This window comes from Duganella sp. GW822-FHT06D06 (genome assembly GCF_058799615.1).
Map to the genome: position 1 here is coordinate 270,395 of NZ_JBXALQ010000006.1, position 26,323 is coordinate 296,717.

A 26,323-nucleotide genomic window follows, 5' to 3' on the forward strand; every position below is an offset into this window, starting at 1 on the left:
AACAGGGCCGCTTGCCAGGCGGTTTTACGTGACCGTATTGAACGACGCGACAACATCGACCAGCTGTTGCCTGACCCAGATATGGGCAGGGTCGCGATGGAGGCGTTCGTGCCAGATCATGGCTGGCGACAAGGGCGCGACCTCTAGCGGCAGATCCAGCAGCACGAGCGGGAGCGTTTGCGCCAGCAGGCGCGCCAAGCGGCCAGGCAGCGTGAGTATCATGTCGCTGTCCGTCACCAGCATCGCGGCAGCAAGAAAGTGGGGCACCCGCAGCGCGACATGGCGCGTGCGCCCCAGTGCGGCGAGCGCTACGTCGACCGCGCTTTCTCCTACGCCGGAAATGGTCACGGCAATGTGACGCAAGCCCACATATCGTTCCAGACTGAACCCATCCGCCAGACCGGGATGACCAGACCGCGCCACGCACACCAGGCTGTCGGTATACAGGCCGCGTCTATGGAAACTGCCGGGCAGCGTTTTGAAAATCCCCAGCGCCAGATCCGCGCCTCCTTGCTCGATCAACCGCACGTTGTCCCCAGCAGGTTGCGCGATATGGAGACTGAGTGCGGGCGCGTGGCGTTCGAAGCGGGCCATCAAACCGGCCAGTACCATCAGGCTCAGGTGATCGTGGGCGGCGATCGTGATGCGACCCGTTGCCGAGGCGGGATCGAAGACGGCGGGCGAGATGATGCCACGGGCATCGTCCAGCAGCTTGGACACCGGACCTGCTAACGCCTCGCCGCGCGGCGTCAGTTCCAGTCCGAGCTTGCCGCGCACCACCAGGCGGTCGCCCAGCATCGTGCGCAGTCGCGCCAGCGCGCGGCTGGCGGCCGGCTGGCTCAGGCCCAGGCGCAGGCCAGCCTGGGTGACGCTGCGCTCCCGCACGAGGGCTTCGAACAGTTTCAGCAGGTTGAGGTCGAGCGTCGATAAATCCACTTGGTGCATGTTGGCTATGACTTCTATGTCATTGGTGAATGTCGGGCCATCATGCACCATTCGGATTCATCTGAATAGGAGATTTCCGTATGACTGCTTGCTTCCCCCATCCTTACCTTGTGTTCGGCGTGACCGGCCGTACCGGCGCCGCTGCCGCCGATGCGCTTTTGCGCGCCGGCCATCCGGTGCGCGTCGTTGTGCGCGATCCGGCCCAAGGCCGGCCGTGGGCCGAACGCGGCGCAGCGGTTGCCGTGGCCGACCTGACAGACCTGGCCTCGATGGTCAGGGCGCTCAGCCAGGTCCAGGGCGCTTATGTCGTCAGTCCGCAGCACTATCACCGTGAAGACCTGTTCGAACGGGCGGACTCGATTGCCGATACCACGGCGCGCGCAGCAGTTGCTGCGGAGGTGCCCAGGCTGGTGGCGCTTTCCTCGGTGGGCGCCGATCATGAAAGCGAAACGGGATGGATAGGCATGAACCGCATGTTCGAACAGCGTTTGGGCGCAAGCGGCGTACCCACCACGTTCCTGCGCGCGGCCTACTTCATGGAGAACTGGATGCCGATGGTTGGGCATGCGATACGCAGCGGCGCGCTGCCGACGTTCCTGGCACCACCGCAGCGTCTCATCCCCATGGTGGCGACGGTCGATGTCGGCAGCGCTGCGGCTGCATTGCTGCAGGAAGCGAGGAAGGGGATCAGCGTCGTCACGCTGTCGGGCCCTCAGGACTACGCTCCGAATGATGTCGCCGCCATTATTTCAGCCGCGCTCCGGAAGCCTGTCGATGTAGCGGTTCTGCCAGAAACAGAATGGCCCAACGCGCTCGCCGACGCCGGTTTCTCAAGCGCCGCCCTGGCTGGCTTCACCGAAATGACCCGTGGCCTCAATGGCTCCCATATCGACATCAAGAGCGACCCCACCGCGACCGAACGGGCGGGAACGACGCCGCTCGAACAAGTGATCGTCGAACTGGTGCAACGCCAGCGGTAAGCCCAATGCAAAAAGCCCCTGTTGGCACTGATCGAGATCAGGCCAACGGGGGCTTTTTAATTCAGCGGGCTACCGATTAACGGTCGCCGTAGCTGCGGCGTGCGCCGTCGGTGCTGCGTGGGTTGCTGCCCTTGTAGCCGCCGCCGGTGGTGCTGCCTTCTTTGCGCGGTGCGCCTGGCTTGCTGAACGTGCGCTGGCCGGATGGCTTGGCGCCGCCACGGTTGTCGCCTGGTTTCCAGCCGCCTGGACGCGGGGACGAACGCGATGCCGACGCGGTCTTCTTAGGCTCGTAGCCTTCGATGACGTTGACCGGAATCAGCTGCTTGGTGAAGCGTTCGATACGCTTGACGTTCATGCCTTCAGCGTGGTTCACCAGCGAGATCGCCAGGCCATTGCGGCCGGCACGGCCGGTACGGCCGATGCGGTGCACGTAGTCTTCAGGGAACTTCGGCAGGTCGTAGTTGAACACGTGGGTGATGGTCGGCACGTCGATACCGCGAGCGGCGACGTCGGTGGCGATCAGGATCTTGACCTGGCCGCGGCGCAGGCTGTCGAGCGTGCGGTTACGGGCGCCCTGGTGCATGTCGCCATGCAGTGCGGCGGCCGAGAAACCGGCGATGTTCAGACGGTCGGCGATGGTGTCGGCGTCACGCTTGGTGGCGGTGAAGACCACGGCCTGGTCCAGCGAGTCGTCGCGCAGCAGGTGGTCCAGCAGGCGATTCTTGTGCGACAGGTCGTCGACGAAGTGAACGCGCTGGGTGATGTTTTCGTGCTTGTTGGCGGCGCTCAGGATCTGGATCACTTGCGGATCCTTGGTGATGCGGCGCGCCATGTTGCCGACGACGCCGTCCAGCGTGGCCGAGAACAGCATGGTCTGGCGGGTCGATGGGGTAGCGTCGACGATTTTTTCGATGTCGTCGATGAAGCCCATGTCCAGCATGCGGTCGGCTTCGTCCAGCACCAGGATTTCCAGTTGCGAGAAGTCGATCTTGCCCGATTCCATGTGGTCGATCAGGCGGCCTGGGGTTGCCACCAGAATCTCAGGATTCTTGGCCAGCAGTTGCATCTGTTTTGGGTAAGGCATACCGCCCAGGATCGACACTGCTTTCAGACGACGCAGGTTGACGCTGTACTTGTCGGTATTGGAGGTGACTTGCAGGGCCAGTTCGCGGGTTGGGGTCAACACCAGCATTTTTGGCTGTGCAGCTTTAAAACGTGGGCGCTCGCCACGGGCACGGGCGGCTTGCATTTCTTGATTCGGAGTCTTGCCGGCTGCGGCCGGGTCGATCTCGGACAAACGGTGCAGCGACGGCAGCATGAATGCTGCAGTCTTGCCGGAACCGGTTTGCGAGGAAACCAACAAGTCCTTGCCTGCGATAGCGGCAGGGATAGCCTGCTGCTGTACTGGAGTCGGCGCGGTGTAGCCGGCGTCGGTCAGGGCTTTAATGAGGGACGTGTTGAGACCAAGTGCTTCAAATGTCATGCTGTACTTTCGTAAAAAACCGGCGTTCGTGCAAAAGCCGAACGCGAAATAGCTACGCCTACCAAAACGAAATGACTCAATCAAAATCGAAAGAAATTTCGGCACAAAAGCTTTGCGCCGGGACGGTGTCAGGTGCGACACCAAAGGCGGGAGGGCTTTAATAGCGACATCAGGGTGATGCGCTAAGGCTTGCGAAGCTGCTAGTAATACCTGGCTGATCAATCGGCGCTGCGTTTGTTGCAGCGCGCTCACTGCAGCGCACAGGCGACACTATACAGCAGTTAGGCTGGTCTGTATAGGTCAATCCCCCGCTATTGTGCAGTGCCGCAGTTACTTTCGTGATAACTTTGTGTATTTGAGTGGAGCGGATGATGCAAATTCGATGGGGATGGATAGCGATGATGTGCGTGGCGGCGCAGGCGGTGGCGGCGCCGGTGGAGGAGTTGAAGCCCGCGCAGCTGGCGGCGTTTGTCGCCGGGCACGAGTACGTGGTGGTGCAACTGACATCGCCGATCCTGGCTGCGGCTACTGCACCGGCGCCGACAAGATCTTCGACCAGGCCGCCGCCGCGCCACATCGACCGGCACTGGCGTTCGTGCGGGTGCAGTGGTCGCCGTGGCGCCAGATCCCCGACTTCGGCAAGCTGATGCCGGTGTATGGCGTGCCGATGCAGTATGTGTTCAACCAGGGCAGGCTGCTGGGCGATATCAGTGGCCGGCCGGCCGGCGTGCCGGCCTTGCTGGCGAAAATCGACGAGGTGATCGCCGATCCGCCGGTCGACCGTGTGGCCGTGGAGCCGCAGGCAGCGGCGCCGGATGCACCGTCCGTGCCGCTCAGTGACGCCGAGCAGGGCGCGCTGCGGCAGATGATACGGCGCGATGCGCTGAAGCTGGTCACCGGCATGTGCGTCAGCCGCTTCCCCGATCACGCCAGGACCTATCAGGACGCCTTGCAGGCGTGGAGTGGGGCGCGCCAGGCGGGCTTGAGCCAGGCTGCCAAGCTGATGCTGGTCCGCGCCAGCCGCGCCGACGCCGCCGTCATGGGCAAGCTGGTGGATACGGAGCAGAAGGCGATGCAAGCCTGGCAAACGAATAAGCTGGGCCTGTCGATGTCCAAGGCGCCGACGATGGCCGATTGCGACAAGATCGCCGCCGGACTGAAGGATTTACCGTGAATCGTGGGGGTCAAGTCTGACATTCGGACACGAACTCTGCCGTAGCGGCCGCTACGGCAGAGCTCGTGTCCGAATGTCAGACTTGACCCCCGCATGAAAAACGCCCTGCATGCAGGGCGTTTTGCTTGGGCGAGGCGGGAAGCGGATCAGGTGTAGTCTTCCGCGTTCAGGCCCATGACGTGCGAGAAGCCGCCGTCGACGTAGGTGATCTCGCCGGTGATGCCGGAGGCCAGGTCGGACAGCATGAAGGCGGCGGTGTTGCCCACTTCTTCAATTGTCACGTTGCGGCGCAGCGGGGCGTGCGACGAGGCAAAGCCCAGCAGCTTGCCGAAGTCCTTGATGCCGGACGCGGCCAACGTCTTGATCGGACCGGCCGAGATGCCGTTGGCGCGGATGCCCATTTTGCCCAGGTTTTCCGCCAGGTAGCGCACCGACGCTTCCAGCGATGCCTTGGCCAGGCCCATGGTGTTGTAGTAAGGGATGGCGCGCACCGCACCCAGGTACGACAAGGTCAGCAGCGACGAACCTTCCTTCAGCAGCGGCAGCGCCGCCTTGGCCATCGCCGGGAAGCTGTAGGCCGAGATGTCGTGGGCGATGCGGAAGTTCTCGCGGGTCAGGCCGTCCAGGAACTCGCCGGCGATCGCTTCGCGCGGCGCGAAGCCGATCGCGTGCACCAGGCCGTCCAGCTGCGACCAGCTCTGGCCCAGGTCGGCGAACAGGGCGGCGATCTGCTCGTCGCTGCCAACGTCGCAGTCGTAGACCAGCTTGCTGTCGAACTCGGCGGCGAATTCGGTGATGCGGTCTTTGAAGCGTTCGCCGACGTAGGTGAACGCCAGTTCGGCGCCTTCGCGATGGCAGGCCTTGGCGATACCGTAAGCGATGGAACGGTTCGACAGCAAACCAGTGATGAGGATTTTTTTGCCTTGCAAGAACGCCATAGTGACTCCGATTGCGACTGCGCGCCCGGGCTTGCCTTGGTAGGCCGGCTGGCTGGCGACGTCAGTGGGGTTGTTGTTTGAGTGAGAGGCGCGTTGCCGGCCGCTGCAAGACCAAGATTGTAGGGCGAGTAGGCCGCGACTGCAACCTTTGATCGCTGCCGCAGCCCCGGCGGCATGCGCTTAAACCGGGGCCGGGCGGGCGTCAGTCGTGATTCTTGCGGTGTTTGCCCTTGGCGGCGTCGCGCGAGACGCGCGCCTTGACCAGCGCCACCGGGCTGGACCTGGCGGCCTTGCCGCCCTTGGCCAGTTTGTAGCCGGCCTTGCTGACGGTGCGCTCGCGCTCGGCCTCGAAGGCGACGGTGGCGTTGCGCTCCACTTCAGGCGAGATGTCGATGCTGGCCGAGGTCGAAATCTTCGGCACCAGGATGGTGGAGCCGGCTTTCAACAGGGACTTTTGCGGGATGTTGTTGGCCTGGCGTATCACTTCCGGCGTGGTGTGGAAGCGCGAGGCCAGGGTGCCGATGCTTTCGCGGGCGGTGGTGATCTTGTGCGTGGTCCAGGTCGACAGGTCCTTGCCCCATTGCGCCAGGTTCAGGTGGAACTTGGCGGCGTTTTCCTTGGGCAGCAGGATCTTGGTCTGCTCGTCGCCGGTGATGACCGGACGCTTGAACTGCGGGTTCAGCGCCTTGAACTCGTCGACCGACAGCTCGGCCAGGTGGGCGGCGATGGTCAGGTCGATGTCGCTGGTCTTGTCGACGGCGGTGAAGTAGGGTGTGTTGTCGATGGCCGGCAGGTTCAGGCCGTATTGGGCCGGATTGGCGATGATGTTCTTCACCGCCTGCAGCTTGGGTACGTAGTTGCGGGTTTCGGCCGGCATCAGCTCGGCCAGGCTCTCGAAGTCGGTCGGCTTGCCGGCGGCCAGGTTGCGCTTGATGGCTTTCTGCACCGAGCCTTCGCCCCAGTTGTAGGCGGCCAGCGCCAGTTGCCAGTCGCCGAACATATCGTACAGGCGCTGCAGGTAGCTCAGCGCGGCGTCGGTCGAGGCCAGCACGCCGCGGCGCTCGTCCTTGAAGGCGTCCTGCTTGAGGTTGTAGTCGCGGCCGGTGCCCGGCACGAACTGCCACATGCCGGCGGCGTTGGCGCTGGACAGGGCTTGCGGGTTGAACGCGGATTCGATGAAGGGCAGCAGCGCCAGTTCGGTCGGCATGCCGCGCTTTTCCAGCTCGGTGACGACGTGGAACAGGTAGCGCGAGGCGCGCGCCGTGGTGCGGCCGATGTAGTCGGGACGGGCGGCGTACCAGTTGACGTGCTTGGCCACCAGCTCGTTGCTGATATCGGGAATGGCGTAGCCGCTGCGGATGCGGCCCCACACGTCTTTTTCGCGGAAAGCATCATCCTCGGCCGCTTTGGCCGGTTTGCTGACTTTCAGGGAGGAGGCATCGAGGGGGGCGGGCGACTTGGGAAGGGCGTTGGGCAGGGCGGACAGCGGCAGGGGCGCCACTGGCGGCAGGCCCGGTGCTTCATCGTAGGCCTGGCTGATCGCCGGCGCCATCAGGGCCAGCAGGGTCGCCAAGGCGGCGGATTTAGAAATACGTGCTTGCATAGTTTTCCATTGTTATCGACGAGCAACATCGAGCGGACTATGAATAAACGTGGAGTGTACGAAGGTCGGGTTAGCGAGTCAAGAAATATGTCAGGCGGATGACTAATTCTTTTGCGCAATGATTCCATGTAAATAAGCCGGAGATCGCCGCAAATTGGCTGAAGTATGAGTTCCCGCAAAGAGTGCGTACAATTCTGCTTTTGAGCAGTCACCAAGGAATTGAACTATGAGTAACCCCGCCATCGATCACGACGCCGTCATCGCCGAGACCGTCAACTGGGTGGAGAAGGCCGTCATCGGCCTGAACCTGTGTCCGTTTGCCAAGGCCGTGCATGTCAAGCAGCAGATCCGCTATGTAGTCTGCGAGGCGACCACGCCCGAGGCGTTGCTGGAAAAGCTGATAGAAGAGCTGGAATACCTGGCCGAGGCCTCGCCGGAAAAGGTCGACACGACGATGATCATCCATCCGAACGTGCTGGCCGACTTCGAAGACTATAACGAGTTCCTGGACGTGGCCGACGCCGCGCTGGAAGACCTGGAGCTGGACGGCATCCTGCAGGTGGCCAGCTTCCACCCGGACTACCAGTTCGCCGACACCCACAAGAACGATATCGAGAACTACACCAACCGCGCGCCATACCAAACGCTGCACCTGCTGCGCGAGGAAAGTGTGGAACGCGCGGTGGAAGCTTTCCCGGAAGCGGGCGACATCTTTGAGAAGAACATCGAGACGCTGCGCGCCCTGGGCCATGACGGCTGGGACAAGCTGATGCAGGTGAAATGATGGCCGACCTGCCGGTCCGTCCGGACACGCCCTGCGTGGCGGTGTGCTCCACCACCTTCGACGAGATCTGCCGCGGTTGCGGCAGGTCGGTGGTCGAGGTGGCGCACTGGGTGTCGATGAACGACGAGCAGAAGGAGCTGGTGTGGCGGCGCATCCTGGCGCAGGGCTACCCGCGCCGGAATACTTGACTATTAATAGGTGCCGATGAAGTTCTTCTTGCCGATCTCCAGGCCGTTGTGGCGCAGGATGTCGTAAGCGGTGGTGGCGTGGAAGAAGAAGTGCGGCAGCGCGTAGTGGAACAGATAGCTCTGGCCGGTGAAGTGCTTGGTCTTCTCGCCGCTGCCGGTGGTGATTTCGCGGGTCTCGCTGCCTTCGATGGCGCTGGCCGGCACGCTGTCGATGTAGGCCAGGGTCTTGACGATGCGCTCTTTCAGTTCGGCGAAGCTGGTTTCGGTGTCTTCGTACGACGGCACTTCCAGGCCGCCCAGGCGGGCGGCGGCGCCTTTCGAGAAGTCGCAGGCGATCTGGATCTGGCGGGTGAACGGCAGCATGTCCGGGAACAGGCGGAATTGCAGCAGCGCGTTAGGCTCGATCTTTTTCTCGGCGGCGTGGATTTCAGCCTTGTCGAGGATGACCAGCAGGCTGTTCAGAATTTGCTTGAACACGGGAATGGAGGCGGAATACATGGAGAAAGTGGTCATGGCAAGGCCCTCTGTTGAATTGAGCCGCGATGATAGCCTGCCTGTGGGTTTTTTGCTTGGCCCATGACTTTTCGATGATTTTCCGTGCATAATTCCAGTTAGTAAGCTAAAAGTTTGCGCGACTAACCAATTTTAAACAGATGATGCAAACTTATCACTACAACGTACCGGTGCATGATTAGCGCCTTCTACCAGCGGATGCGTACCCGGCTCAGCGCCCTGTACGGTCTATCGATCTATGGTGCGCTGTTATTGGTGGTGTTTGGCGGCCTGGTGATCCCGGCCATCATCGGCAGCTATCTGCTGATCGGCGTGCACGAGCAGCAGTCGGCGCGCGCCACGCTGAAGGAGTCGCTGCAACGCAATGCCGACATCCTGGCGCTGGGCATGCAGGAATCGCTGTGGAATATGAATGCCGAGTCGGCCCATTCGCTGGTCGAATCGGTGATGCGCGACCAGTCGGTGCTGCAGGTGGAAGTGGTCGGCCAGGCCGACACCCAGTTCATGAGCGTGCATTCGCCGCGCCAGGCGACCGGCAATGTGTTCCGCGCCGAGCGCGAGATCCTGGTGCGCGGCGAGCGCATCGGCCGCATCACGGTCGAGATGGACGACGCCCGCAGCCAGCAGGAGCTGCGCGAGAAGCAGCTGTCCTATGTGTTCGTGCTGGCCGGGCAACTGATGGTGTCGCTGCTGCTGATCGTGCTGTTCCTCAATTCCCGCCTGATCAAGCCGCTGCGCAAGCTGATGCGCTTCTCCGACCGCCTGTCGCACGGCGATTTCGAAACCCGGCTGGACCTGGTCGGCAACGACGAGCTGGGCCGCCTGGCCGGCCAGCTGGAGCAGATGCGGGTGGCGATCAAGCGCCTGTTCGAGGACATCGGCCAGCGCGAGGAGCGCTTCCGCACCATCGTCACGCAGGTGCCGGGCGCGGTGTTCCGCTTCCGTCCGGACGGCCCGATCGATTTCGTCTCCGACGCCATCGAGGAGATTTCCGGCTACTCGGCCGCCCAGTTCATGCGCAGCACCACCCATTCGTGGACCAACCTGATCGCGCCGGAAGACCGCAAGAAACAGCGCCGCGCGGTGTCCGAGGCGATCCGCGGCGCCCAGCCCTACGAGGTCGAATACCGCATCGTGGACGCCGCCGGCACCGAGCACTGGGTGGCCGAGAATGGCCAGCCGCAGCCGCACGACGGCGTCGGCAACGCGCCCTGGGTGGACGGCATCATCTCCGACATCAGCCAGCGCAAGCACAACGAGATGCGCATCGAGGCGCTGCTGGCCGAGCAGAGCGCGATCCTGGACAACGTGATGTTCGGCGTGATGTTCGTGCGTAACCGCCAGATCGTCTCGGTCAACCGCCGCTGCGAAGAACTGTTCGGCTACGAGCCGGGCGCCATGACCGGCGCCTCGACCGCCATCGTGTTCCCCAACACCTTCGATTTCGAATCGGCCGGCGCGCGCCAGTATCCGTCGCTGTCGGAAGGCGACTACTTCAACGAAGAGCGCCACTACCGCCGCAAGGACGGCAGCCTGTTCTGGTGCATGGTCAGCGGCTGTGCGCTGGACAACAAGCGCGCCAACGAGGGCAGCATCTGGGTGTATGCCGACATCACCGCGCGCAAGGAGGCGGAAGAGAAGCTGCTGCTGTCGGCCACCGTGATCGAGCACATCGCCGACGGCGTGGTGGTGCTCGACGCCCACGGCACCATCGTCGCGGTCAATCCGGCCTTCACGCAGATCACCGGCTACACCGAGCAGGAAGCGCTGGGCCACGACCGCACGCTGACGCGCTCCGGCCGCCACGACGCGGAGTTCTATTCGGGCATGTGGCGGGAGCAGGTGGAAAGCGGCTTCTGGCGCGGCGAGATCTGGAACAAGCGCAAGAACGGCGAGCTGTATCTGGAATGGCTGACGGTGAGCGCGGTGCGCGACACCCGCGGCGAGACCACCCATTACGTCGGCGTGTTCAGCGACATCACCAAGGCCAAGGAATCGCAGGAAAAGCTGGACCACCTGGCGCACCACGATCCGCTGACCGCGCTGCCGAACCGCCTGCTGTTCCACGACCGGCTGCAGCACGCCTTGCTGCGCGCCGCGCGCGACGGCGAGCAGCTGGCGCTGTTGTTCATCGACCTGGATCGCTTCAAGAACGTCAACGACACGCTGGGCCACCACATCGGCGACGAGCTGCTCAAGCAGGTCGCCAAGGCCTTGCTCGAACGCCTGCGCGAGGGCGATACGCTGGCGCGCCTGGGCGGCGACGAGTTCATCGTACTGCTGGAGAATATCGAGAACCAGTTCGGCGCCAGCCAGGTCGCCGAGAAGCTGGTGCAGATGTTCGAGCAGCCGTTCATGGTGGCCGGCCACGAGCTGTTCGTCACCTGCAGCGTCGGCATCAGCGTGTTCCCGGAAGACGCGGTCGACCTGAATATGCTGATACGCAATGCCGACGTGGCGATGTACCAGGCCAAGGCGCGCGGCCGCAACGGCTACAGTTTCTACACGCCGTCGATGACGGGCGAGGGCGTCGAACGCCTGCGGCTGGAGACCTTCCTGCGCCGCTCGATCGAGAAGGACGAGATCTTCCTCAACTATCAGCCGCAGGTGGAAATCGATACCGGCCGCCTGATCGGCGTGGAGGCGCTGGTGCGCTGGAATCATCCCGAACTGGGCCTGATCCCACCGATCCGCTTCATCCCGCTAGCCGAGGATACCGGCTTCATCAACCAGCTGGGCAAGTGGGTGCTGGAAGAAGCCTGCCGCCAGATGATGCGCTGGCAGGAGGCCGGCTTGCACGTGCCGAAGATGGCGGTCAACCTGTCGGCCAAGCAGTTCGAGCGCGGCAGCATCGTCAACATGGTGGCCGACATCCTGCACGAAACCGGCATGGCGCCGGACCGCCTGCAACTGGAGGTGACGGAGTCGGTGATCATGAACACCGGCGACGCCATGGTCTTCATCAACGATTTGCATTCGATCGGCGTAGGCCTGGCGATCGACGATTTCGGCACCGGCTACTCGTCGCTGGCCTACCTGAAGCAGCTGCCGGTGCAGACCTTGAAGATCGACCGTTCCTTCATCAAGGACATTTCGACCGACGTCAATGACGAGGCGATCGCCATCGCCATTATCCAGCTGGGCAAGAGCATGAACCTGTCGGTGATCGCGGAGGGCGTGGAGACCGAGGAACAGGCGGCCTTCCTGCTGCGCCACGGCTGCCGCCTGGCGCAGGGCTACTTCTACAGCAAGCCGGTGGCAGCGCAAGACTTGCTGACACGCTGGCACCAACCATAAAACCATCGGAGACCCCAGTGCAGCCATCGTTGAAAAGCACGCGCAGGCGCTTTATTTTTGGCGGCGTGGCCGCGGTCGGCGCGCTGATCGTGGGCTGGGGCGCGATGCCGCCGAGGCAGCGCCTGCATGCCTCGCATCCGATGCTGCTGGGCGGCGCGTCGATCGCGCTCAATGGCTGGGTCGCGGTGGCGCCCGACGGCACCGTGAGCGTGGCCATGGCGCGCAGCGAGATGGGGCAGGGCGTGCACACCGCCTTGCCGATGCTGGTGGCCGAAGAGATGGACGTGCCGCTGTCGGCGGTGCGGCTGGTGCAGGCGCCGGCCGATAAAATCTACGGCAATATCGCGATGCTCAAGGACGGCCTGCCGTTCCATCCGGACGACAACGGCGACCTGAAAGCGGTGGTCAGCTGGACCGTCGGCAAGGTGGCGCGCGAGCTGGGCTTGGTCATTACCGGTGGCTCGTCCAGCGTGAAGGATGCGTGGCAGCCGATGCGCGAAGCCGGCGCCGCCGCGCGCGCGATGCTGGTCGCCGCCGCCGCCAAACAGTGGAATGCGCGGTTGGAAGACTGCCGCACCGAAGACGGCTCCGTCATCCATGCCGACGGCCGGCGCCTGGCCTATGGCGCGCTGGCGGTTGCCGCCGCCACCGCGTCGCCGGGCGAGATCCGCCTGAAGGCGCCCAAGGATTTCAAACTGATCGGCCGCGCGCAGCCGCGCCGCGACACGCCGTCCAAGGTGAACGGCACGGCGCTGTTCGGCCTCGACGTGCGTCCCCCGGGGATGGTGTATGCGGCGGTGCGCATGTCGCCGGTGATCGGCGGCACGGTCGCCAGCGTCAACACGGATGCGGTGCTGAAGATGCCGGGCGTGATGCGGGTGGTTGATTTTTCCGGCGTGCTGCCGGCAAGGACCGGCGCCGGCGCCGGCGTGGCGGTGGTGGCCAAGACCTGGTGGCAGGCCAAACAGGCCGCGCTGGCCTTGCCGGTACAGTGGTCGACCGACGAGCGGGCCAGTATGTCGAGCGCCGCCATCTACGCGGAGTTCGCGGCCAGGCTGGATGCGGAATCGGGCCACGCCTACTTCAAGGACGGCGACATGGATGCGGTGGAGGGCAAGGTCGCCGGCGTCGCCAAAACTTTGACGGCTGAGTATCGCGCGCCCTATCTGGCGCATGCGGCGATGGAGCCGATCAACTGCACGGCGCAGGTCAAGGACGGCTATGTGTACCTGTGGGCGCCGACCCAGTCGCCCGGTTTTGCGGTGGCGACGGCGGCCAAGGTGGCCGGCGTCCCGGAGGACAAGGTGGTGCTGGTGGTGACCCTGCTGGGCGGCGGCTTCGGACGGCGGCTGGATGTGGACATGGTGGCGCAGGTGGTGGCGCTGGCCAGGGAGACGCGCGGCTTGCCGGTGCAGATGATCTGGTCGCGCGAGGACGACACCACGCACGACGTGTACCGCCCGGCGGCGTTGGCGCGCTTCAGCGCCAGCCTGGATGCGGCGGGCAATGTGCTGGGCTACGACAACAAGTCGGCCAGCGGTTCGGTGTCGCACCAGTTCTTCAAGCGGAACCTGGGCTTGCCGGCCGCCGGGCCGGACAAGACCACGGCCGAAGGCGAGTTCGATATGCAGTACGAGTTCGTCAACCAGCGCGTCCGCCATGTGATCGTCGATAGCCCGGTGCCGCTGGGGTACTGGCGTTCGGTCGGGCATTCGCACAATGCGTTTTTCAAAGAGAGCTTTATCGACGAACTGGCGCACGCGGCGGGCAAGGACAGCGTGGCGTTCCGGCGCGGCTTGCTGAAGCGGCACCCGCGCCATCTGGCGGTGTTGGATGCGGCGGTGGCCAAGGCCGGTGCTGCGCCGGCGGGCCGCGCGCATGGCGTGGCGCTGCACCAGTCGTTCGGCACCATCGTCGCGCAGGTGGCGGAGGTGTCGGTCGAGGGCACGGAAATCCGCGTGCACCGGGTGGTGTGCGCGGTCGATTGCGGCATCGCCGTCAATCCCAATATCATCGCGCAGCAGGTGGAATCGGCGGTGGTGTTCGGGCTGTCGGCGGCCTTGTTCGGCGCGGTGACGATCAAGGATGGCAAGGTCGAGCAGACCAACTTCCATGACTATCCGGTGGTGCGCATGAACCAGGCGCCCGAGGTGGAGACCATCATCATGCCGAGCGCCGGGCATCCCGAAGGCATGGGCGAACCGGCCACGCCGCCGATCGCGCCGGCGGTGGCCAACGCGGTGTTCAAGTTGACCGGCAAGCGCCTGCGCAGCCTGCCGCTGACGCTATGAAGGACTTGCGCTTCAAAGTGTTTGGGCGGCTGATCGCGATCCGTGGCGAGGAGGGCGCGTGGCGGGCGTATTACTTCGGCGCCGAAGGCAAGCGGCGGCCTGCGGATTTCATCGTGCCAGGCGAGCTTGCGGAGCATGAACTATGCGAGTACCTGGCTGACCTGTTTCATGAAGACGCCACGCCGCGTAATCACTCGGCGGTGCAAATATCTTAGCGGGCAATGCGGGCCATGATGCGCTCAAAGATAGATTGCCGCTCCAGAGCGTCGTCGAGCCTGTTTAGCGACGCCACGACGTCATCCGACTCAGCGTTCAGTTCAAGGGCCGCTTCGTCAAAAGCAGCCCAGATTGGCCGCAGCTTTGCGACCAGTCGCTTACCTTCCGCAGTGAGCATGATTTTCTTTTTGCGGGCATCCTCGGGGTCGGACTGAGACCTCACGATCCCGGCTTTTTCAAGCGATTGCCGTGTCTGGCTCACGGAAACATGCGTGATTTTCAGCGTCGCCGCCAGGTCCCCGACGGTGGCGGATTCTTTCATGGCTAATTGGTTCAGCACGCCAAACCAGCGCTGCTCAAACGAAATTCCCAATGCGGCGTACACCCGTGTCGAGTCTCCGTCCAGGCTTTCCGACAAACGCCTTAGCCTAGCGCCGATCGCCGCTCCGCCGGCAAGCCGCGAATAATCTTGCATGCTCATGAACTTTCTATTTTTTAAATTGACATTTATGTAGGTGCCTACGCATAATATCATGTAGCTTCCAGTTTGTACCACTTCCATGTAGAGCGAGCGAAACATGCCAGTCCATGTACCCAAACCTGCGTTCCCGATTTCTCGGCGTGCTTTTCTTGGCGCAGGACTGTCGGCGTTGTTGTTGCCGGCCGTCGCTATGGGAGAGCATCCGGCGCCGCCGGCCTCCGATCTGGAGCTCTTTATCCGGAGCGAAATGCGGACGGCCAATATCCCAGGACTGGCCGTCGGCTTTGCCCGCGATGGTGTTGTGCAATTTGCTCAAGGCTACGGCATGGCCGATATCGCCCAGCACAGGGCAGTGACCGCCGACACGATGTTTCATATTGCGTCGGTTACAAAAGTCGTGACCGCCACCATGATTATGCGACTGGCGGAGCGGGGCAAGCTCACGTTGGATGAATCTATCGCGGGCCATCTTGATTTCCCCGTTTTCAATCCGCGATTTAGCGAAAGGGCAATCACGTTCCGACAGCTGCTGACGCACACATCAAGTATTTCCGACGCCCGCTATTACGAAATCGATTTCCGACAGCATGGCCGCGATGCCGATCAAACCCTACCCGACTTCCTCAGGCAATATCTCACGCCCGACGGAGGCCATTACTCGGAAGCGAAATGTTTCTCAGCCGTTCCCCCGGCGTCAACGTGGGGCTACAGCAATGTGGGCTTCGCCTTGCTGGGGCATCTCGCTGGTCGCATCGGCGGAGTGGACATGCGCGAACAGACGCGTAGAGATATTTTTGCGCCGCTCGCCATGGATTCTACGAGCTGGACGATCAAGGACACCCCCAGATTGCGCAGCGCCAAAGCGTATGACCTGGTAGATGGGGCGCTGGTAGCTGTTGAACCCGTCGGTTTTCCAGATTGGCCGGTTGGCATGTTACGGTCGTCGATCAGCGATTTCATGAGGTTCATCGCCGCATCGGCAAACGCTGGTCAGTCGGGGGGCGTTAAGGTGTTGGGAGCGTCGGCCATGGCGCAGATGTTGGATATGCAGACGCCTGCCGGACTGCCTGCCTGGTTAAGTGGTCAGGGGCTGGGGTGGATGGAATCGCCGTTGAACGGACAGGCGATGCCCAACCATTGGGGCGGCGATCCTGGTGTCTTTACCGCCGTCTATTTGAATCCGCTCACGCGCAGTGGCGTGGCGGTATTTACGAACGTCAGCGCTTCGGCGGAAAATAGAATCGCCGTCAAGAATATCGCCAATCGCCTTTTTCAATTGGCACGGCGGTAGCTGATGGGCGGCCCCGCCCGCTTAATCACTCAGCGGTGTTACTCACGTCCGGTTGACCGAGTTGCCGCCATCCACCATCAGGTTCGATCCGGTGGTGAAGCTCGATGCATCGGAGGCCAGGTAGAGCGCCGAGCGGGCGATTTCCTCCGGCAGCGCTAAACGCTTGAGCGCGTGCAAGCCTTCGACGAAGGCACGCGCTTCGGGCGTGTTGGCGCTGGCCCTGCCCATCGGCGTGTCGGTGCCGCCGGGTAGCAACGCGTTGGCGCGTATGCCATGGCCGCCATACTCGACGGCGATGACCTGCATCAGGCCGATCAAGCCGGCCTTGCTGGCGGCATAGGCGCCCATGCCAGGGAAGCCGACCGTGCTGCCAACGATGGTCGAGGTAAAGATGATGGAGCCGCCACCACGCTTGATCATGGCTGGCAGCTGATATTTCGCGCCGAGGAAGGCGCTGGTCAGGTTGGTGTCGACGATGGCCTGCCAGGCTTCGATGGAAATGTCGGACACCGGGACGGCCTCGCCCGTCATGCCGGCGTTGTTGAAGGCGATATCGAGCCCGCCGAAGCGGCCGACCGCCGTTTCCACCAGTGCCCGCGCGAGATGTTCGTCCCGGATGTCGCCGGCGACGGCGACCGCCTCGCCGCCGTCACCTTCGATGTCCGCGACCAGCGCATTGAGTTCGGCCTGGCGGCGCGCGGTCACGACCACCTTTGCACCTTCACGCGCGAATAACCTGGCTGTCTCGTAGCCGATGCCCGAACTTGCGCCGGTGACGATCGCCACTTTCCCTGATAGCTGATGCATGGTGTTCCCCTTGGTGTGATGGAAAGGCTTCAGCATAGGGAGGTGGGGGATGGCGGGCTACCCGTTTCTTGCTGCGCAATTGCAGCGCGCCGGCGTCGAGGTGGCGTGACAATCCGCGCATTTTTTCGATGATGCGAAGTGCTATCCTGCCGCACCCTGATCGGCAATTACCTAGGAAACCATTGATGCGTCATCTTTTAGTCGCCACCCTCGTCGCAAGTTGCGCGCTGGCGCGGGCTGGAACGCCGGCAACGCCTTTTGGCGCGGACCCGGACAAATCTCCGACGCTCGAAAAAAGCGAGCAGTGCGCGCATGAAATAGAGCGTTCTGCGATGCCGATTTTTCCCAAGGAAGCCCTTCGCTCGGGCGCAGTCGGCTGGGTTGTGGTCCGATTCGACCTGGATGGCAAAGGACATAGCCGGAATGTCGCCGTTGAAGCATCGGCGCCGCCCCAAGTCTTTGATGCGGCCGCGGTCAATTCCGTCAAACGCTCCAGATTCAAGCCGGATGCCGTTAGGGATGACTGCAAGGCGGTGTATGTCTTTGGCCGCTAGGCACGAGATTCGGCGCCACTTGCGCATGAGTGCCCAATCAGACTAAGCTTGAGGGCTACCTCGATCACTTTATTCAGATTGCCGCCATCATGATTTTTCGCCAGCTGTTCGATCCGACTTCCTCCACCTACACCTATCTGCTGGGCGACGGCGGCGAGGCGCTGCTGATCGACCCGGTATACGAGCAGGCGCCGCGCGACCTGGCGCTGTTGAAGGAGCTGGGCTTGCGTCTACTGGCCACGCTGGATACCCACGTCCACGCCGACCATGTGACGGCCGCCTGGCGCCTGCATCAAAGCTGCGGCAGCCGCATTGCGCTGGCGGAGGCGGCGGGCGCCGAGCTGGCCGACCGTCCGCTGCGCCATGGCGACCGTATCGATTTCGGCAGCCGCCACTTGACGGTGCGGGCAACGCCCGGCCACACCAACGGTTGCCTGACCTTTGTGCTCGATGACCAGAGCATGGCCTTCACCGGCGACAGCCTGCTGATACGCGGCTGCGGCCGCACCGATTTTCAGCAGGGCAGTCCGCAGCAGTTGTTTGCTTCGGTGCGGGAGCAGATCCTGAGCTTGCCGGAGGCCTGCCTGCTCTATCCCGCGCACGACTATCGCGGCATCACCGTGACCAGCGTGGCGGAAGAGCGCCGCTTCAATCCGCGCCTGGGCGGCGATGTGGACGAGGGCGACTTTGCCGGGCACATGAACAACCTGCACCTGCCGCATCCGAAGCTGATCGCGATCGCGGTGCCGGCCAATATGCGCTGCGGCCAGCCGGAAGGCAACCAGCCCGCGCCCGATGCGCCGACCTGGGCGCCGTTGACCTTGCGCTTCAGCGGCGTGTGGGAGATCGAGCCGATGGTGCTGCTGGAGCATCTGGCCGAGGCGCAGATCGTCGATGTGCGCGAGGCGCCGGAGTTCATCGACGAACTGGGCCACGTGCCCGGCGCGCGGCTGGTGCCGCTGTCGCAGTTGATGGGCCGGGTCGACGAGTTCGACCGCGCGCGGCCGGTGGTGGCGGTGTGTCGCTCGGGCGTGCGTTCGGCCCAGGCCAGCGTGCTGCTGGCCAAGGCCGGCTTCACGCAGATCGCCAACCTGGCCGGCGGCATGCTGCGCTGGAAATCCGAGGCGCTGCCGGTAGCTTCCGACAGCGTTTGATGACGCCGGCGTTCAGGCCTGCGCGTTGCGCATCAAGGTGCGCAGGTTGCAGTCGGCTTGCCATTGGCGGCGTTCTTCGCTGCTGACGGCCAGTTCGGCCAGTTCGGCGTCGCTGAGCGCGGACTTGGCTTGCACCAGGCGGTGCGCCAGCGCGGCGTCCGGCAACATGGTGCCGAAGAAGGCCACCAGTTCGTGGTGCTGGAGCAGCAGGGTGGGGAAGTTGTCCACGTCCAGGTCGCCCACTACGTCGGCGTGGTCTTCGATGTCGATCCAGACGAAGAACTTGTCCGGATGGCGCGCGGCCAGTTCCTCGAACGTGGCGCGGTAGGTGGCGCAGGTGCCGCACCAGGCCGCGCACAGGCAGGCCACGATCCAGCGGTCGCCGGCCAGGGCGGCGGCGATCTCTGCGCGATTCTCGGAATTCAGGGTCACACTGTGCATGGTATTCGTGGGCTGACGGCGGGCTCTGTGCCTAAGGGGCGTATTCTACATCCCCGCGCGGGGTCGCGCCTGCCAGCGCGGCAGGTTAAAATACGGCATGCCTATTATTCTCGCCATTGAAACCTCCTCCGAACTGGCCTCGGTCGCGCTGCTGCGCGGCGAGACCGTCATCAGCCGCGTGTCCTCGGGCGTGCGCACCCACTCGCAATCGGTGCTGCCGATGATCCAGGAGCTGCTGGCCGAAGCCGCTATCGCCTTGAAAGACTGCGACGCCATCGCCTTCGGCTCCGGCCCCGGTTCGTTCACCGGCGTGCGCACCGCTTGCGGGATCGCCCAGGGCCTGGCCTTCGGCGGCAACCTGCCGGTGGTGCCGGTGGTGACGCTGGACGCGATGGCGCTGGCCTGCCATCAGCGGCACGGCGCCGCCGACGTGCTGGCGGTGCTGGATGCGCGCATGGGCGAGGTGTACTGGGCGCAGTACCGCTTTGCGGACGGCGCGGCGCCGCAGGCGGTGCTGCCGCCTGCGCTGTCGGCGCCCGAGGGCGTGCAGCCGCAGGGCGCGCCTGTCGCCTGCGGCAACGGCTTGTCCGCCTATGCCGAGGCGTTTGCCGGCGGCGGCTTCGCCGAGGTGATGCCGCATGCGGAGCAGGTCGCGCAACTGGCGGCGCTGGCCTTTGCCGCCGGCGCGACCGTGACGGCGGCCGAGGCGCAGCCGCTGTATTTGCGTAACAAGATCGCCTACACCCAGGCCGAGCGGCGCGACATGGCGGCCGCCAAAGCCGCTGAAGGTGGCGCATGAAGCAGATGTGGGACCTGGCGCGACTGAACTATGAGCCGATGCGGCAAACCGATTTGCTCGATGTGGTGGCGCTGGAGGAGAGCGTTTATCCGCATCCCTGGAGCATGGCCAATTTCGTCGATTCCCTCAACAGCAACTACGAGGCGTGGGTGCTGCGCGACCAGCATGGCGATTTGCTGGGCTATTTCCTGCTGATGGGGATCGTCGACGAGGCGCATTTGCTGAACGTGGCGGTGTCGGCGGAGAAGCAGGGGCAGGGCCTGGGACGGTTCCTGCTGAACCAGGCCGTGGCGTGCGCGCGCGGGCTGGGCATGGAGTCGGTGCTGCTGGAAGTGCGGCCATCGAACACGCGGGCGCTGGAGATTTATCAGCGCTACGGATTTCAACACGTCGGTCGGCGCAAGGGCTATTACCCGGCCGCCAATCAGCAACGCGAGGACGCAATCGTTATGCGGTTCAGTTTATGAGTCAGACGATAGCCCGCAGCACCGTGTTCCTCGATGAGATGGGCGTGGGCGTGCAATGGAAGTTGCGCAATCCGCCAGTCAGCGAAGAGGCGGCCGTTGAGGTTGATGTGGCCGAGGAGCCGGTAGCGGTGGCGCCTGAAGTGCCGCCGGCACCGCCGCCGCCAGAGCCCGTCGTCGTTCCGACGCCAGCGCCGTCGCCTGTTCCTATCCCGGTGCCAGCGCCTGCGACTGCGCCGACGCCCGCGCCATCGTTCGTCCCCGAGCCGTCGGCCGCAGAGGAACCTCTCGCCATGGCCGACGAAGACTCAACCGCCTGGTTCGACGAGGCGCCGGTACCGGCCCGCGCCGAGCCGGTCGGCGATGCCGCCATCGCCGCCATGGACTGGGCCGCGTTGAAGACCGCCGTTTCCACCTGCACCCGCTGCGCGTTGTGCGATACCCGCCGCAACGCCGTCAACGGCCGTGGCGCCGCCGACGCCGGCTGGATCGCCATCGCGGCCGCGCCGTCGCGCCTGGACGAAAAGGAAAACCAGGCGATCGCCGCCGAGGCCGGGCAGTTGCTGGACAATATGCTGAAAGCCATCGCCCTGAAACCGGAGGCGGACGTCTACGTGACCAACCTGGTCAAATGCCGTCCATCCGGCCCCGATGGCGCCGACCGCGCGCCGAGCGGCGAGGAGCTGCTGGCCTGCCGTCCCTTCCTGGAGCGCGAGCTGGCGTTGACCGGCGCGACCATGGCCATGACCTTCGGCCAGCATGCCGCCAAGGGTCTGATGATGGGACCGGCCGCGCGCGGCAAGGTGATGCGCTACGGCGCCGCCCAGCTGCCGGTGGTGGCGACCTATCACCCGGACGACCTGCTGCGCAAGCCGGAAGACAAGGCCAAAGCCTGGGGCGACCTGTGTCTCGCCAAGGCCGCCCGTGACTAGCCTGCCGCCCGCCGCGCCGGCCGACAGCTATCAAACTCGCTTCGAGCAGCGCTGGGGGCACCTGACCCGGCCGCACGTACGCGCGCTGGCCTGGCTGCTGGACGCCCCCGATCTGCTGGACCCGGCCTCGCCGCACTGGCACGGCCGCATCGCCACGTTGGGCGCCATGTCGCCGGAAACGGCCGACTGGCTGGCCGCGCTGGAGCAGGATCCGATTCCGCTGGAGGCCGCGCTGGGCACGCGCCACTATTCGCGCCTCGGCCTGTACGCGGAAAAGCTGATGGCCTTCTATTTTGCCGAACACGGCAAGCTGGTCGCCCACGGCCTGCAGGTACGCGCCAGCCGCAACGACACCGTCGGCGAATTCGACTTCCTGCTGCGCGACGGCGACGACCTGGTCCACTATGAATTCGCCACCAAGTTCTACCTGCTCGACGCCAGCGAGGCCGGCGCCGATTTCAACGGCCTGATCGGCCCCAACCTGGCCGACACGCTGGGCGCCAAGATGCGCAAGATCTTCGACAAGCAACTCTCGCTGGCCAGCCATCCGGCCGCCCAGCCACTGCTGCCGCAGCCGGTGGCGCGCGCGCAGGCGTTGGTCAAGGGCTGGCTGTTCTATCCGGGCGGCGAGGGCGCAGAGCCGATGGCGGGCATCTCCCAGCCGCATTGCAACGGCTTCTGGATCACGCTGCAACACGCCGCTGAACTGCAAGGCGAGCGCTACGCCATCATGCCGCGCCTGCATTGGTTGGCGCCGTTGAAGTTGCCGCTGGAGTCGAGCGCGATGAGCAAGGATGAACTGCTGGCCGCGCTGCACGAGCACATGGCGCAGGTGGCCGCGCCGGTGATGGTGGCGGTGCTGGAACAGCAGGGGGAGTGGCTGGTGGAGCGGCGCCGTGGCTTCGTGGTGCCCGACAATTGGCGCGCGCAAGCCGCGCAGCTCCGCCAGGCCGGGGCGCTGCCGGCTTAGACGGCGTTTCAAAATGACCGTGGCGTCGTTGCAGCTCCTTGCCGTGCAGGCGCACTGTCTTCGTCGCCGCGCCTAGCCACGCTCATTTTGAAACGCCTTCTTAAGCGGCTGTCAGTGTTTCAGCTCGCCGATCAGCGCGACCGAATCGAATTCGCGCTGGTTGGCCGCATGCTTGCGCATGATGAAGTACATGGTGCCAGCCAGGAACAGGCCGAACAGCACGATGATGACGTCCAGGTTCAGGTGGCCGCGCAGCATCAGCGAGTACACCGCCAGCATGGTCAGGATGGACAGGTTTTCGTTGAAGTTCTGCACCGCGATCGAGTGGCCCGCGCTCATCAGCACGTGACCGCGGTGTTGCAACAGCGCGTTCATCGGCACCAGGAAGAAGCCGCCCAGCAGGCCGACCAGGATCAGCAGCGGATAGGCCAGCGCCACCGATTTCACCATCACCATGCTGATGACGATGACGCCCATGGCGATGCCCATCGGGATCACGTTCAGTGATTTGCGCAGCGAGATGAAGCGCGCCGACAGCACCGCGCCCAGCGCGACGCCGACGGCGACCACGCCGACCAGGCTGGTCGATTGTTCGTAGCTCAGCTTGAGGGTGCGGTTGGCCCATTCCAGCACGATAAATTGCAAGGTCTGCGCGGCGCCCCAGAACAGCGTGGTGACCGCCAGCGAGATCTGGCCCAGCTTGTCTTTCCACAGCAGGCCGTAGCAGTTGGCGAAGTCGGTGATCAGCTTGATCGGGTTGCGTTCCTGGTGGCCGTAGACGCAGCCGGTGTCCGGGATGCGGGTGTTGAACAGCGCCGCCAGCATATAGATGAACACCACCACGCACAGCGCCGCTTCGGGCGCGGTGTCGATGCCGGTGTCGACCATCGGGAAGTCAAAGCCGAGCAGGAAGGACGACATCTGGCCGCCGACCAGCTTGCCGCCCAGGACGGTGCCGAAAATAATCGACATCACGGTCAAGCCCTCGACCCAGCCATTGGCGGCCACGAGTTTCTCTGCCGGCAGTAACTCGGTGAGGATGCCGTATTTGGCCGGCGAATAGACCGCGGCGCCAAAACCGACCAGCGCATAGGCCAATAGCGGATGGACGTGGGCGAAGATCAGCAGGCAGCCGCCAACCTTGATCAGGTTGGAGATGAACATGACCTTACCCTTGGGCATTGAATCGGCGAAGGCGCCGACAAATGCTGCCAACAGCACGTAAAAGAGTGTAAATGAGAGTTTCAGCAATGGTGTGATCCATGCCGGGGACTTCATTGTTACCAGCAGGTCGATCGCAACAAAGAGCAACGCATTATCCGCCAGTGACGAAAAAAATTGCGCTGCCATAATGGTATAGAAACCACGATTCATTCTGGGGTGCCTGAAAACTTATCTGGCTTGCTTTATACCATGCTTTGATCGTATCCCCAAGAATTGAGCCGTGCAGTCAGGTCGCTACACGGTAAAATACGGCCTTCCATTATTCTGCTCAAATTGCTTATGCCTAGGCCGATCCTCGCAACCATCCACGTTGATTCCATGAAGCATAACCTGGCGCGCGCCAAGGCGAATGCGCCCGGCGCCAAGGCCTGGGGGGTGCTCAAGGCGAACGGCTACGGCCACGGCCTGGAGCGGGCGATGCGCGGTTTCGCCGACGCCGACGGCCTGGCGCTGGTGGAAGTCGACTACGCCGTGCGCCTGCGCGAGCTGGGCTGGAAAAAGCCCATCCTGTTGTTGGAGGGTTTCTTCGATCCGGCCGATTTGCACACCATGGCCGGCTACAACCTGCAGGCCGCCGTGCATTGCGACGAGCAGCTGGCGTGGCTGGAGGCGGCGCAAGCGGCGCTGACGACGCGCGGCATCAAATTTGACCTGCATCTGAAAATGAACAGCGGCATGAACCGGCTCGGCTTCATGCCGGACGCCTACGCCGCCGCGCATGCGCGCCTGAGCGCGATTTCCTGCGTCGGCAGCATCACCATGATCACCCACTTCGCCAACGCCGACGACGCCGAGCATCCGTTGCTGCCGATCGCCGAGCAGGTGCGCCGCTTCGAGCTGGGCACGGCAGGGTTGGCGGGGGCGCGCAGCCTGTCCAATTCGGCGGGGGTGCTGATGCACCAGCAAACCTTGCGCAACGACTGGATCCGTCCCGGCATCATGCTGTACGGCGGCTCGCCGGGCGGCGCCACGGCGGCATCGTTCGGCCTGGAGCCGACCATGACGCTGAGCAGCGAGATCATCGGCGTGCAGAACATCGTCGCCGGCGACGTGGTCGGCTACGGCAGCCGCTACCAGGCCGAGGGCCCGATGCGCATCGGCGTGGTGGCCTGCGGCTATGCGGACGGCTATCCGCGCAGCGCGCCGATGGGCACGCCGGTGCTGGTCGATGGCGGGCGCAGCACGCTGGTGGGCCGGGTGTCGATGGACATGCTGACCGTCGACCTGACCAACCTGCCGTCGGCGGGCGTCGGCAGCAAGGTCACGCTGTGGGGCCGCGGCATGCCGATCGACGACGTGGCGACGGCGGCCGGCACCATCGGCTATGAGCTGATGTGCGCCCTGGCGCAGCGCGTGCCGGTTGTGGAAGGCTGAACCGATGGCCAAGGCAAAAACCAACTACACCTGTAGCGACTGCGGCGGCACGGCCACCAAGTGGACCGGCCAGTGCCCGTCCTGCCAGCAGTGGAACACGATGGTGGAGACCGTCGTCGAGGCGGGCGGCAACAACCGTTACTCGCAACCGCAGCACATGTCGCTGGCGCAGACCGCGCCGGTGCTGTCGCTGGCCGATATCGACGCCATCGACGTGCCGCGCTTCGGCACCGGCATCGAGGAGTTCGACCGCGTGCTGGGCGGCGGCCTGGTGGCCGGCGGCGTGGTGCTGATCGGCGGCGATCCGGGCATCGGCAAGTCGACCTTGCTGTTGCAGGCGCTGGCCAATGTGTCGCATCTGAAAAAAGTCCTGTATGTCAGCGGCGAGGAGTCCGGCGCGCAGATCGCGCTGCGCGCCAAGCGGCTGAACATCGACGCCCGCGATCTGAAACTGCAGGCGGAGATACAGCTGGAGAAAATCCTCGGCACCCTGGCCGACCTGAAGCCGGAAGTGGCGGTGATCGATTCGATCCAGACCGTGTATTCGGACGCGCTCAGTTCGGCGCCGGGTTCGGTGGCGCAGGTGCGCGAGTGCGCGGCGCAGCTGACCCGCGTGGCCAAGCAGACCGGCATCACCATCATCCTGGTCGGCCACGTGACCAAGGAAGGCGCGCTGGCCGGTCCGCGGGTGCTGGAGCACATCGTCGATACGGTGCTGTATTTCGAGGGCGATAACCATTCCAGCTTCCGCCTGGTGCGCGCGATCAAGAATCGTTTCGGCGCGGTCAACGAGCTGGGCGTGTTCGCGATGACGGAGAAGGGCTTGAAGGGCGTGTCGAATCCGTCGGCCTTGTTCCTGTCGCAGCATGACAACCAGGTACCGGGATCGTGCGTGATGGTGACGCAGGAGGGCACGCGCCCCTTGCTGGTGGAGATCCAGGCGCTGGTCGATGCCAGCCATCTGCCTAATGCGCGCCGCTTGTCGGTCGGCTTGGAGCAGAATAGGCTGGCGATGCTGCTGGCCGTGCTGCACCGCCACGCGGGCATCGCGGCCTTCGACCAGGACGTGTTCATCAACGCGGTGGGCGGGGTCAAGATCACCGAGCCGGCGGCCGATCTGGCGGTGCTGCTGGCGATCAATTCTTCGATGCGCAGCAAGCCGCTGCCGCGTGGTTTCGTGGTGTTCGGCGAGGTGGGGCTGGCCGGCGAGATCCGGCCGGCGCCGCGTGGACAGGAGCGTCTGCGCGAGGCGGCCAAGCTGGGCTTCTCGACGGCGATGATACCGACCGCGAATGCGCCCAAGCAGCCGATCGAGGGCATGACCATCATCGCGGTCGATCGCATCGACGATGCCTTCAATAAGCTGCGCGAAATCCAATAACGTTGTATTGTTACGTGTTGTAATCATCAATACTGAATA

The 26,323-nt window shown here is 64.1% G+C and carries 25 protein-coding genes; 16 read left to right on the forward strand and 9 right to left on the reverse strand.

Annotation, left to right across the window (positions count from 1 at the left end):
- Positions 1-24: 24 nt before the first annotated feature.
- Complete coding sequence (locus AC1RMD_RS13915; protein WP_492927200.1) at positions 25-996, reverse strand: LysR family transcriptional regulator; 972 nt, start codon at positions 994-996, stop codon at positions 25-27.
- A 29-nt stretch (positions 997-1,025) separates the two neighbouring features.
- Here AC1RMD_RS13915 and AC1RMD_RS13920 point away from each other — a divergent pair, with 29 nt between their 5' ends.
- Complete coding sequence (locus AC1RMD_RS13920; RefSeq protein WP_492927201.1) at positions 1,026-1,925, forward strand: NmrA family NAD(P)-binding protein; 900 nt, start codon at positions 1,026-1,028, stop codon at positions 1,923-1,925.
- Positions 1,926-2,001: 76 nt separating this feature from the next.
- On the opposite strand, the gene AC1RMD_RS13925 is transcribed toward AC1RMD_RS13920, so the two are convergent.
- The gene (locus AC1RMD_RS13925; RefSeq protein ID WP_492927202.1) at positions 2,002-3,408 is read right to left on the reverse strand and encodes a DEAD/DEAH box helicase; all 1,407 of its coding nucleotides are present in this window, start codon (positions 3,406-3,408) and stop codon (positions 2,002-2,004) included.
- Between the two features lie 388 nt (positions 3,409-3,796).
- Here AC1RMD_RS13925 and AC1RMD_RS13930 point away from each other — a divergent pair, with 388 nt between their 5' ends.
- Positions 3,797-4,582, forward strand: a complete 786-nt coding sequence (locus AC1RMD_RS13930; RefSeq protein WP_492927203.1) for a hypothetical protein — start codon at positions 3,797-3,799, stop codon at positions 4,580-4,582.
- 146 nt (positions 4,583-4,728) lie between these two features.
- Here the strand turns inward: AC1RMD_RS13930 and fabI are convergent, their stop codons facing one another.
- Together fabI and AC1RMD_RS13940 are read right to left on the reverse strand one after the other, a co-directional pair.
- Complete coding sequence (gene fabI, locus AC1RMD_RS13935) at positions 4,729-5,520, reverse strand: enoyl-ACP reductase FabI (RefSeq protein ID WP_492927204.1); 792 nt, start codon at positions 5,518-5,520, stop codon at positions 4,729-4,731.
- Between the two features lie 202 nt (positions 5,521-5,722).
- Positions 5,723-7,123 carry a transglycosylase SLT domain-containing protein gene (locus tag AC1RMD_RS13940; RefSeq protein ID WP_492927205.1) on the reverse strand — a complete coding sequence of 467 codons (1,401 nt, stop codon included), beginning with the start codon at positions 7,121-7,123 and terminating at the stop codon, positions 5,723-5,725.
- Positions 7,124-7,349: 226 nt separating this feature from the next.
- Here AC1RMD_RS13940 and AC1RMD_RS13945 point away from each other — a divergent pair, with 226 nt between their 5' ends.
- Both AC1RMD_RS13945 and AC1RMD_RS13950 read left to right on the forward strand, forming a co-directional pair.
- A complete protein-coding gene (locus AC1RMD_RS13945) occupies positions 7,350-7,907 on the forward strand; it encodes a DUF1415 domain-containing protein (RefSeq protein WP_492927206.1) in 558 nt (185 codons plus the stop codon).
- Positions 7,907-8,095 (forward strand): DUF1289 domain-containing protein, encoded by a 189-nt coding sequence (locus tag AC1RMD_RS13950; protein WP_492927341.1) that lies wholly within the window; start codon positions 7,907-7,909, stop codon positions 8,093-8,095. The genes AC1RMD_RS13945 and AC1RMD_RS13950 overlap by 1 nt, the downstream gene beginning before the upstream one ends.
- A gap of 3 nt (positions 8,096-8,098) precedes the next feature.
- Here AC1RMD_RS13950 and AC1RMD_RS13955 read toward each other — a convergent pair whose 3' ends face one another.
- Positions 8,099-8,608, reverse strand: coding sequence for a DUF1993 domain-containing protein (locus AC1RMD_RS13955; protein WP_492927207.1), 510 nt, complete (start codon positions 8,606-8,608; stop codon positions 8,099-8,101).
- A gap of 174 nt (positions 8,609-8,782) precedes the next feature.
- Between AC1RMD_RS13955 and AC1RMD_RS13960 the strand changes: the two genes are divergently transcribed.
- The 3 genes from AC1RMD_RS13960 (at position 8,783) to AC1RMD_RS13970 (ending at position 14,411) form a co-directional block, all read left to right on the forward strand.
- Entirely contained in the window at positions 8,783-11,905 is a 3,123-nt protein-coding gene (locus tag AC1RMD_RS13960; RefSeq protein ID WP_492927208.1) for an EAL domain-containing protein, read from the forward strand.
- Between the two features lie 104 nt (positions 11,906-12,009).
- Entirely contained in the window at positions 12,010-14,196 is a 2,187-nt protein-coding gene (locus AC1RMD_RS13965) for a xanthine dehydrogenase family protein molybdopterin-binding subunit (protein WP_492927342.1), read from the forward strand.
- On the forward strand, positions 14,193-14,411 hold the full coding sequence (locus AC1RMD_RS13970) for a DUF7661 family protein (protein WP_492927209.1): 219 nt from the start codon (positions 14,193-14,195) through the stop codon (positions 14,409-14,411). Before AC1RMD_RS13965 ends, AC1RMD_RS13970 begins: the two co-directional genes overlap by 4 nt.
- Here the strand turns inward: AC1RMD_RS13970 and AC1RMD_RS13975 are convergent.
- The gene (locus tag AC1RMD_RS13975; protein ID WP_492927210.1) at positions 14,408-14,893 is read right to left on the reverse strand and encodes a MarR family winged helix-turn-helix transcriptional regulator; all 486 of its coding nucleotides are present in this window, start codon (positions 14,891-14,893) and stop codon (positions 14,408-14,410) included. The two genes, AC1RMD_RS13970 and AC1RMD_RS13975, sit on opposite strands and share 4 nt — an antisense overlap.
- 97 nt (positions 14,894-14,990) lie before the next feature.
- On the opposite strand from AC1RMD_RS13975, the gene AC1RMD_RS13980 reads away from it, so the two are divergent.
- Positions 14,991-16,184 carry a serine hydrolase domain-containing protein gene (locus tag AC1RMD_RS13980; protein WP_492927211.1) on the forward strand — a complete coding sequence of 398 codons (1,194 nt, stop codon included), beginning with the start codon at positions 14,991-14,993 and terminating at the stop codon, positions 16,182-16,184.
- A 42-nt stretch (positions 16,185-16,226) separates the two neighbouring features.
- On the opposite strand, the gene AC1RMD_RS13985 is transcribed toward AC1RMD_RS13980, so the two are convergent.
- Positions 16,227-16,991, reverse strand: coding sequence for an SDR family oxidoreductase (locus tag AC1RMD_RS13985; RefSeq protein ID WP_492927212.1), 765 nt, complete (start codon positions 16,989-16,991; stop codon positions 16,227-16,229).
- 185 nt (positions 16,992-17,176) lie between these two features.
- Between AC1RMD_RS13985 and AC1RMD_RS13990 the strand changes: the two genes are divergently transcribed.
- Positions 17,177-17,545: an energy transducer TonB gene (locus AC1RMD_RS13990; protein WP_492927213.1), complete on the forward strand. Its 369-nt coding sequence runs from the start codon at positions 17,177-17,179 to the stop codon at positions 17,543-17,545.
- Between the two features lie 89 nt (positions 17,546-17,634).
- The gene (locus AC1RMD_RS13995; protein ID WP_492927214.1) at positions 17,635-18,699 is read left to right on the forward strand and encodes an MBL fold metallo-hydrolase; all 1,065 of its coding nucleotides are present in this window, start codon (positions 17,635-17,637) and stop codon (positions 18,697-18,699) included.
- Positions 18,700-18,711: 12 nt separating this feature from the next.
- On the opposite strand, the gene AC1RMD_RS14000 is transcribed toward AC1RMD_RS13995, so the two are convergent.
- Positions 18,712-19,140, reverse strand: a complete 429-nt coding sequence (locus tag AC1RMD_RS14000) for a thioredoxin family protein (RefSeq protein WP_492927215.1) — start codon at positions 19,138-19,140, stop codon at positions 18,712-18,714.
- A gap of 97 nt (positions 19,141-19,237) precedes the next feature.
- On the opposite strand from AC1RMD_RS14000, the gene tsaB reads away from it, so the two are divergent.
- From tsaB to AC1RMD_RS14020, 4 genes are read left to right on the forward strand one after another with little or no spacing between them, the layout of a single operon-like run.
- Positions 19,238-19,939: a tRNA (adenosine(37)-N6)-threonylcarbamoyltransferase complex dimerization subunit type 1 TsaB gene (gene tsaB, locus AC1RMD_RS14005; protein WP_492927216.1), complete on the forward strand. Its 702-nt coding sequence runs from the start codon at positions 19,238-19,240 to the stop codon at positions 19,937-19,939.
- Positions 19,936-20,406, forward strand: a complete 471-nt coding sequence (gene rimI, locus AC1RMD_RS14010; protein ID WP_492927217.1) for a ribosomal protein S18-alanine N-acetyltransferase — start codon at positions 19,936-19,938, stop codon at positions 20,404-20,406. Before tsaB ends, rimI begins: the two co-directional genes overlap by 4 nt.
- Positions 20,403-21,335, forward strand: a complete 933-nt coding sequence (locus tag AC1RMD_RS14015) for a uracil-DNA glycosylase (RefSeq protein ID WP_492927218.1) — start codon at positions 20,403-20,405, stop codon at positions 21,333-21,335. The genes rimI and AC1RMD_RS14015 overlap by 4 nt, the downstream gene beginning before the upstream one ends.
- Positions 21,328-22,305: a DUF1853 family protein gene (locus tag AC1RMD_RS14020; RefSeq protein WP_492927219.1), complete on the forward strand. Its 978-nt coding sequence runs from the start codon at positions 21,328-21,330 to the stop codon at positions 22,303-22,305. The genes AC1RMD_RS14015 and AC1RMD_RS14020 overlap by 8 nt, the downstream gene beginning before the upstream one ends.
- A gap of 111 nt (positions 22,306-22,416) precedes the next feature.
- Here AC1RMD_RS14020 and lplT read toward each other — a convergent pair whose 3' ends face one another.
- Entirely contained in the window at positions 22,417-23,679 is a 1,263-nt protein-coding gene (lplT, locus tag AC1RMD_RS14025; protein WP_492927220.1) for a lysophospholipid transporter LplT, read from the reverse strand.
- 129 nt (positions 23,680-23,808) lie between these two features.
- Between lplT and alr the strand changes: the two genes are divergently transcribed.
- Complete coding sequence (gene alr, locus AC1RMD_RS14030; RefSeq protein WP_492927221.1) at positions 23,809-24,903, forward strand: alanine racemase; 1,095 nt, start codon at positions 23,809-23,811, stop codon at positions 24,901-24,903.
- 4 nt (positions 24,904-24,907) lie between these two features.
- Entirely contained in the window at positions 24,908-26,284 is a 1,377-nt protein-coding gene (gene radA / locus AC1RMD_RS14035) for a DNA repair protein RadA (RefSeq protein WP_492927222.1), read from the forward strand.
- Positions 26,285-26,323: the final 39 nt, after the last annotated feature.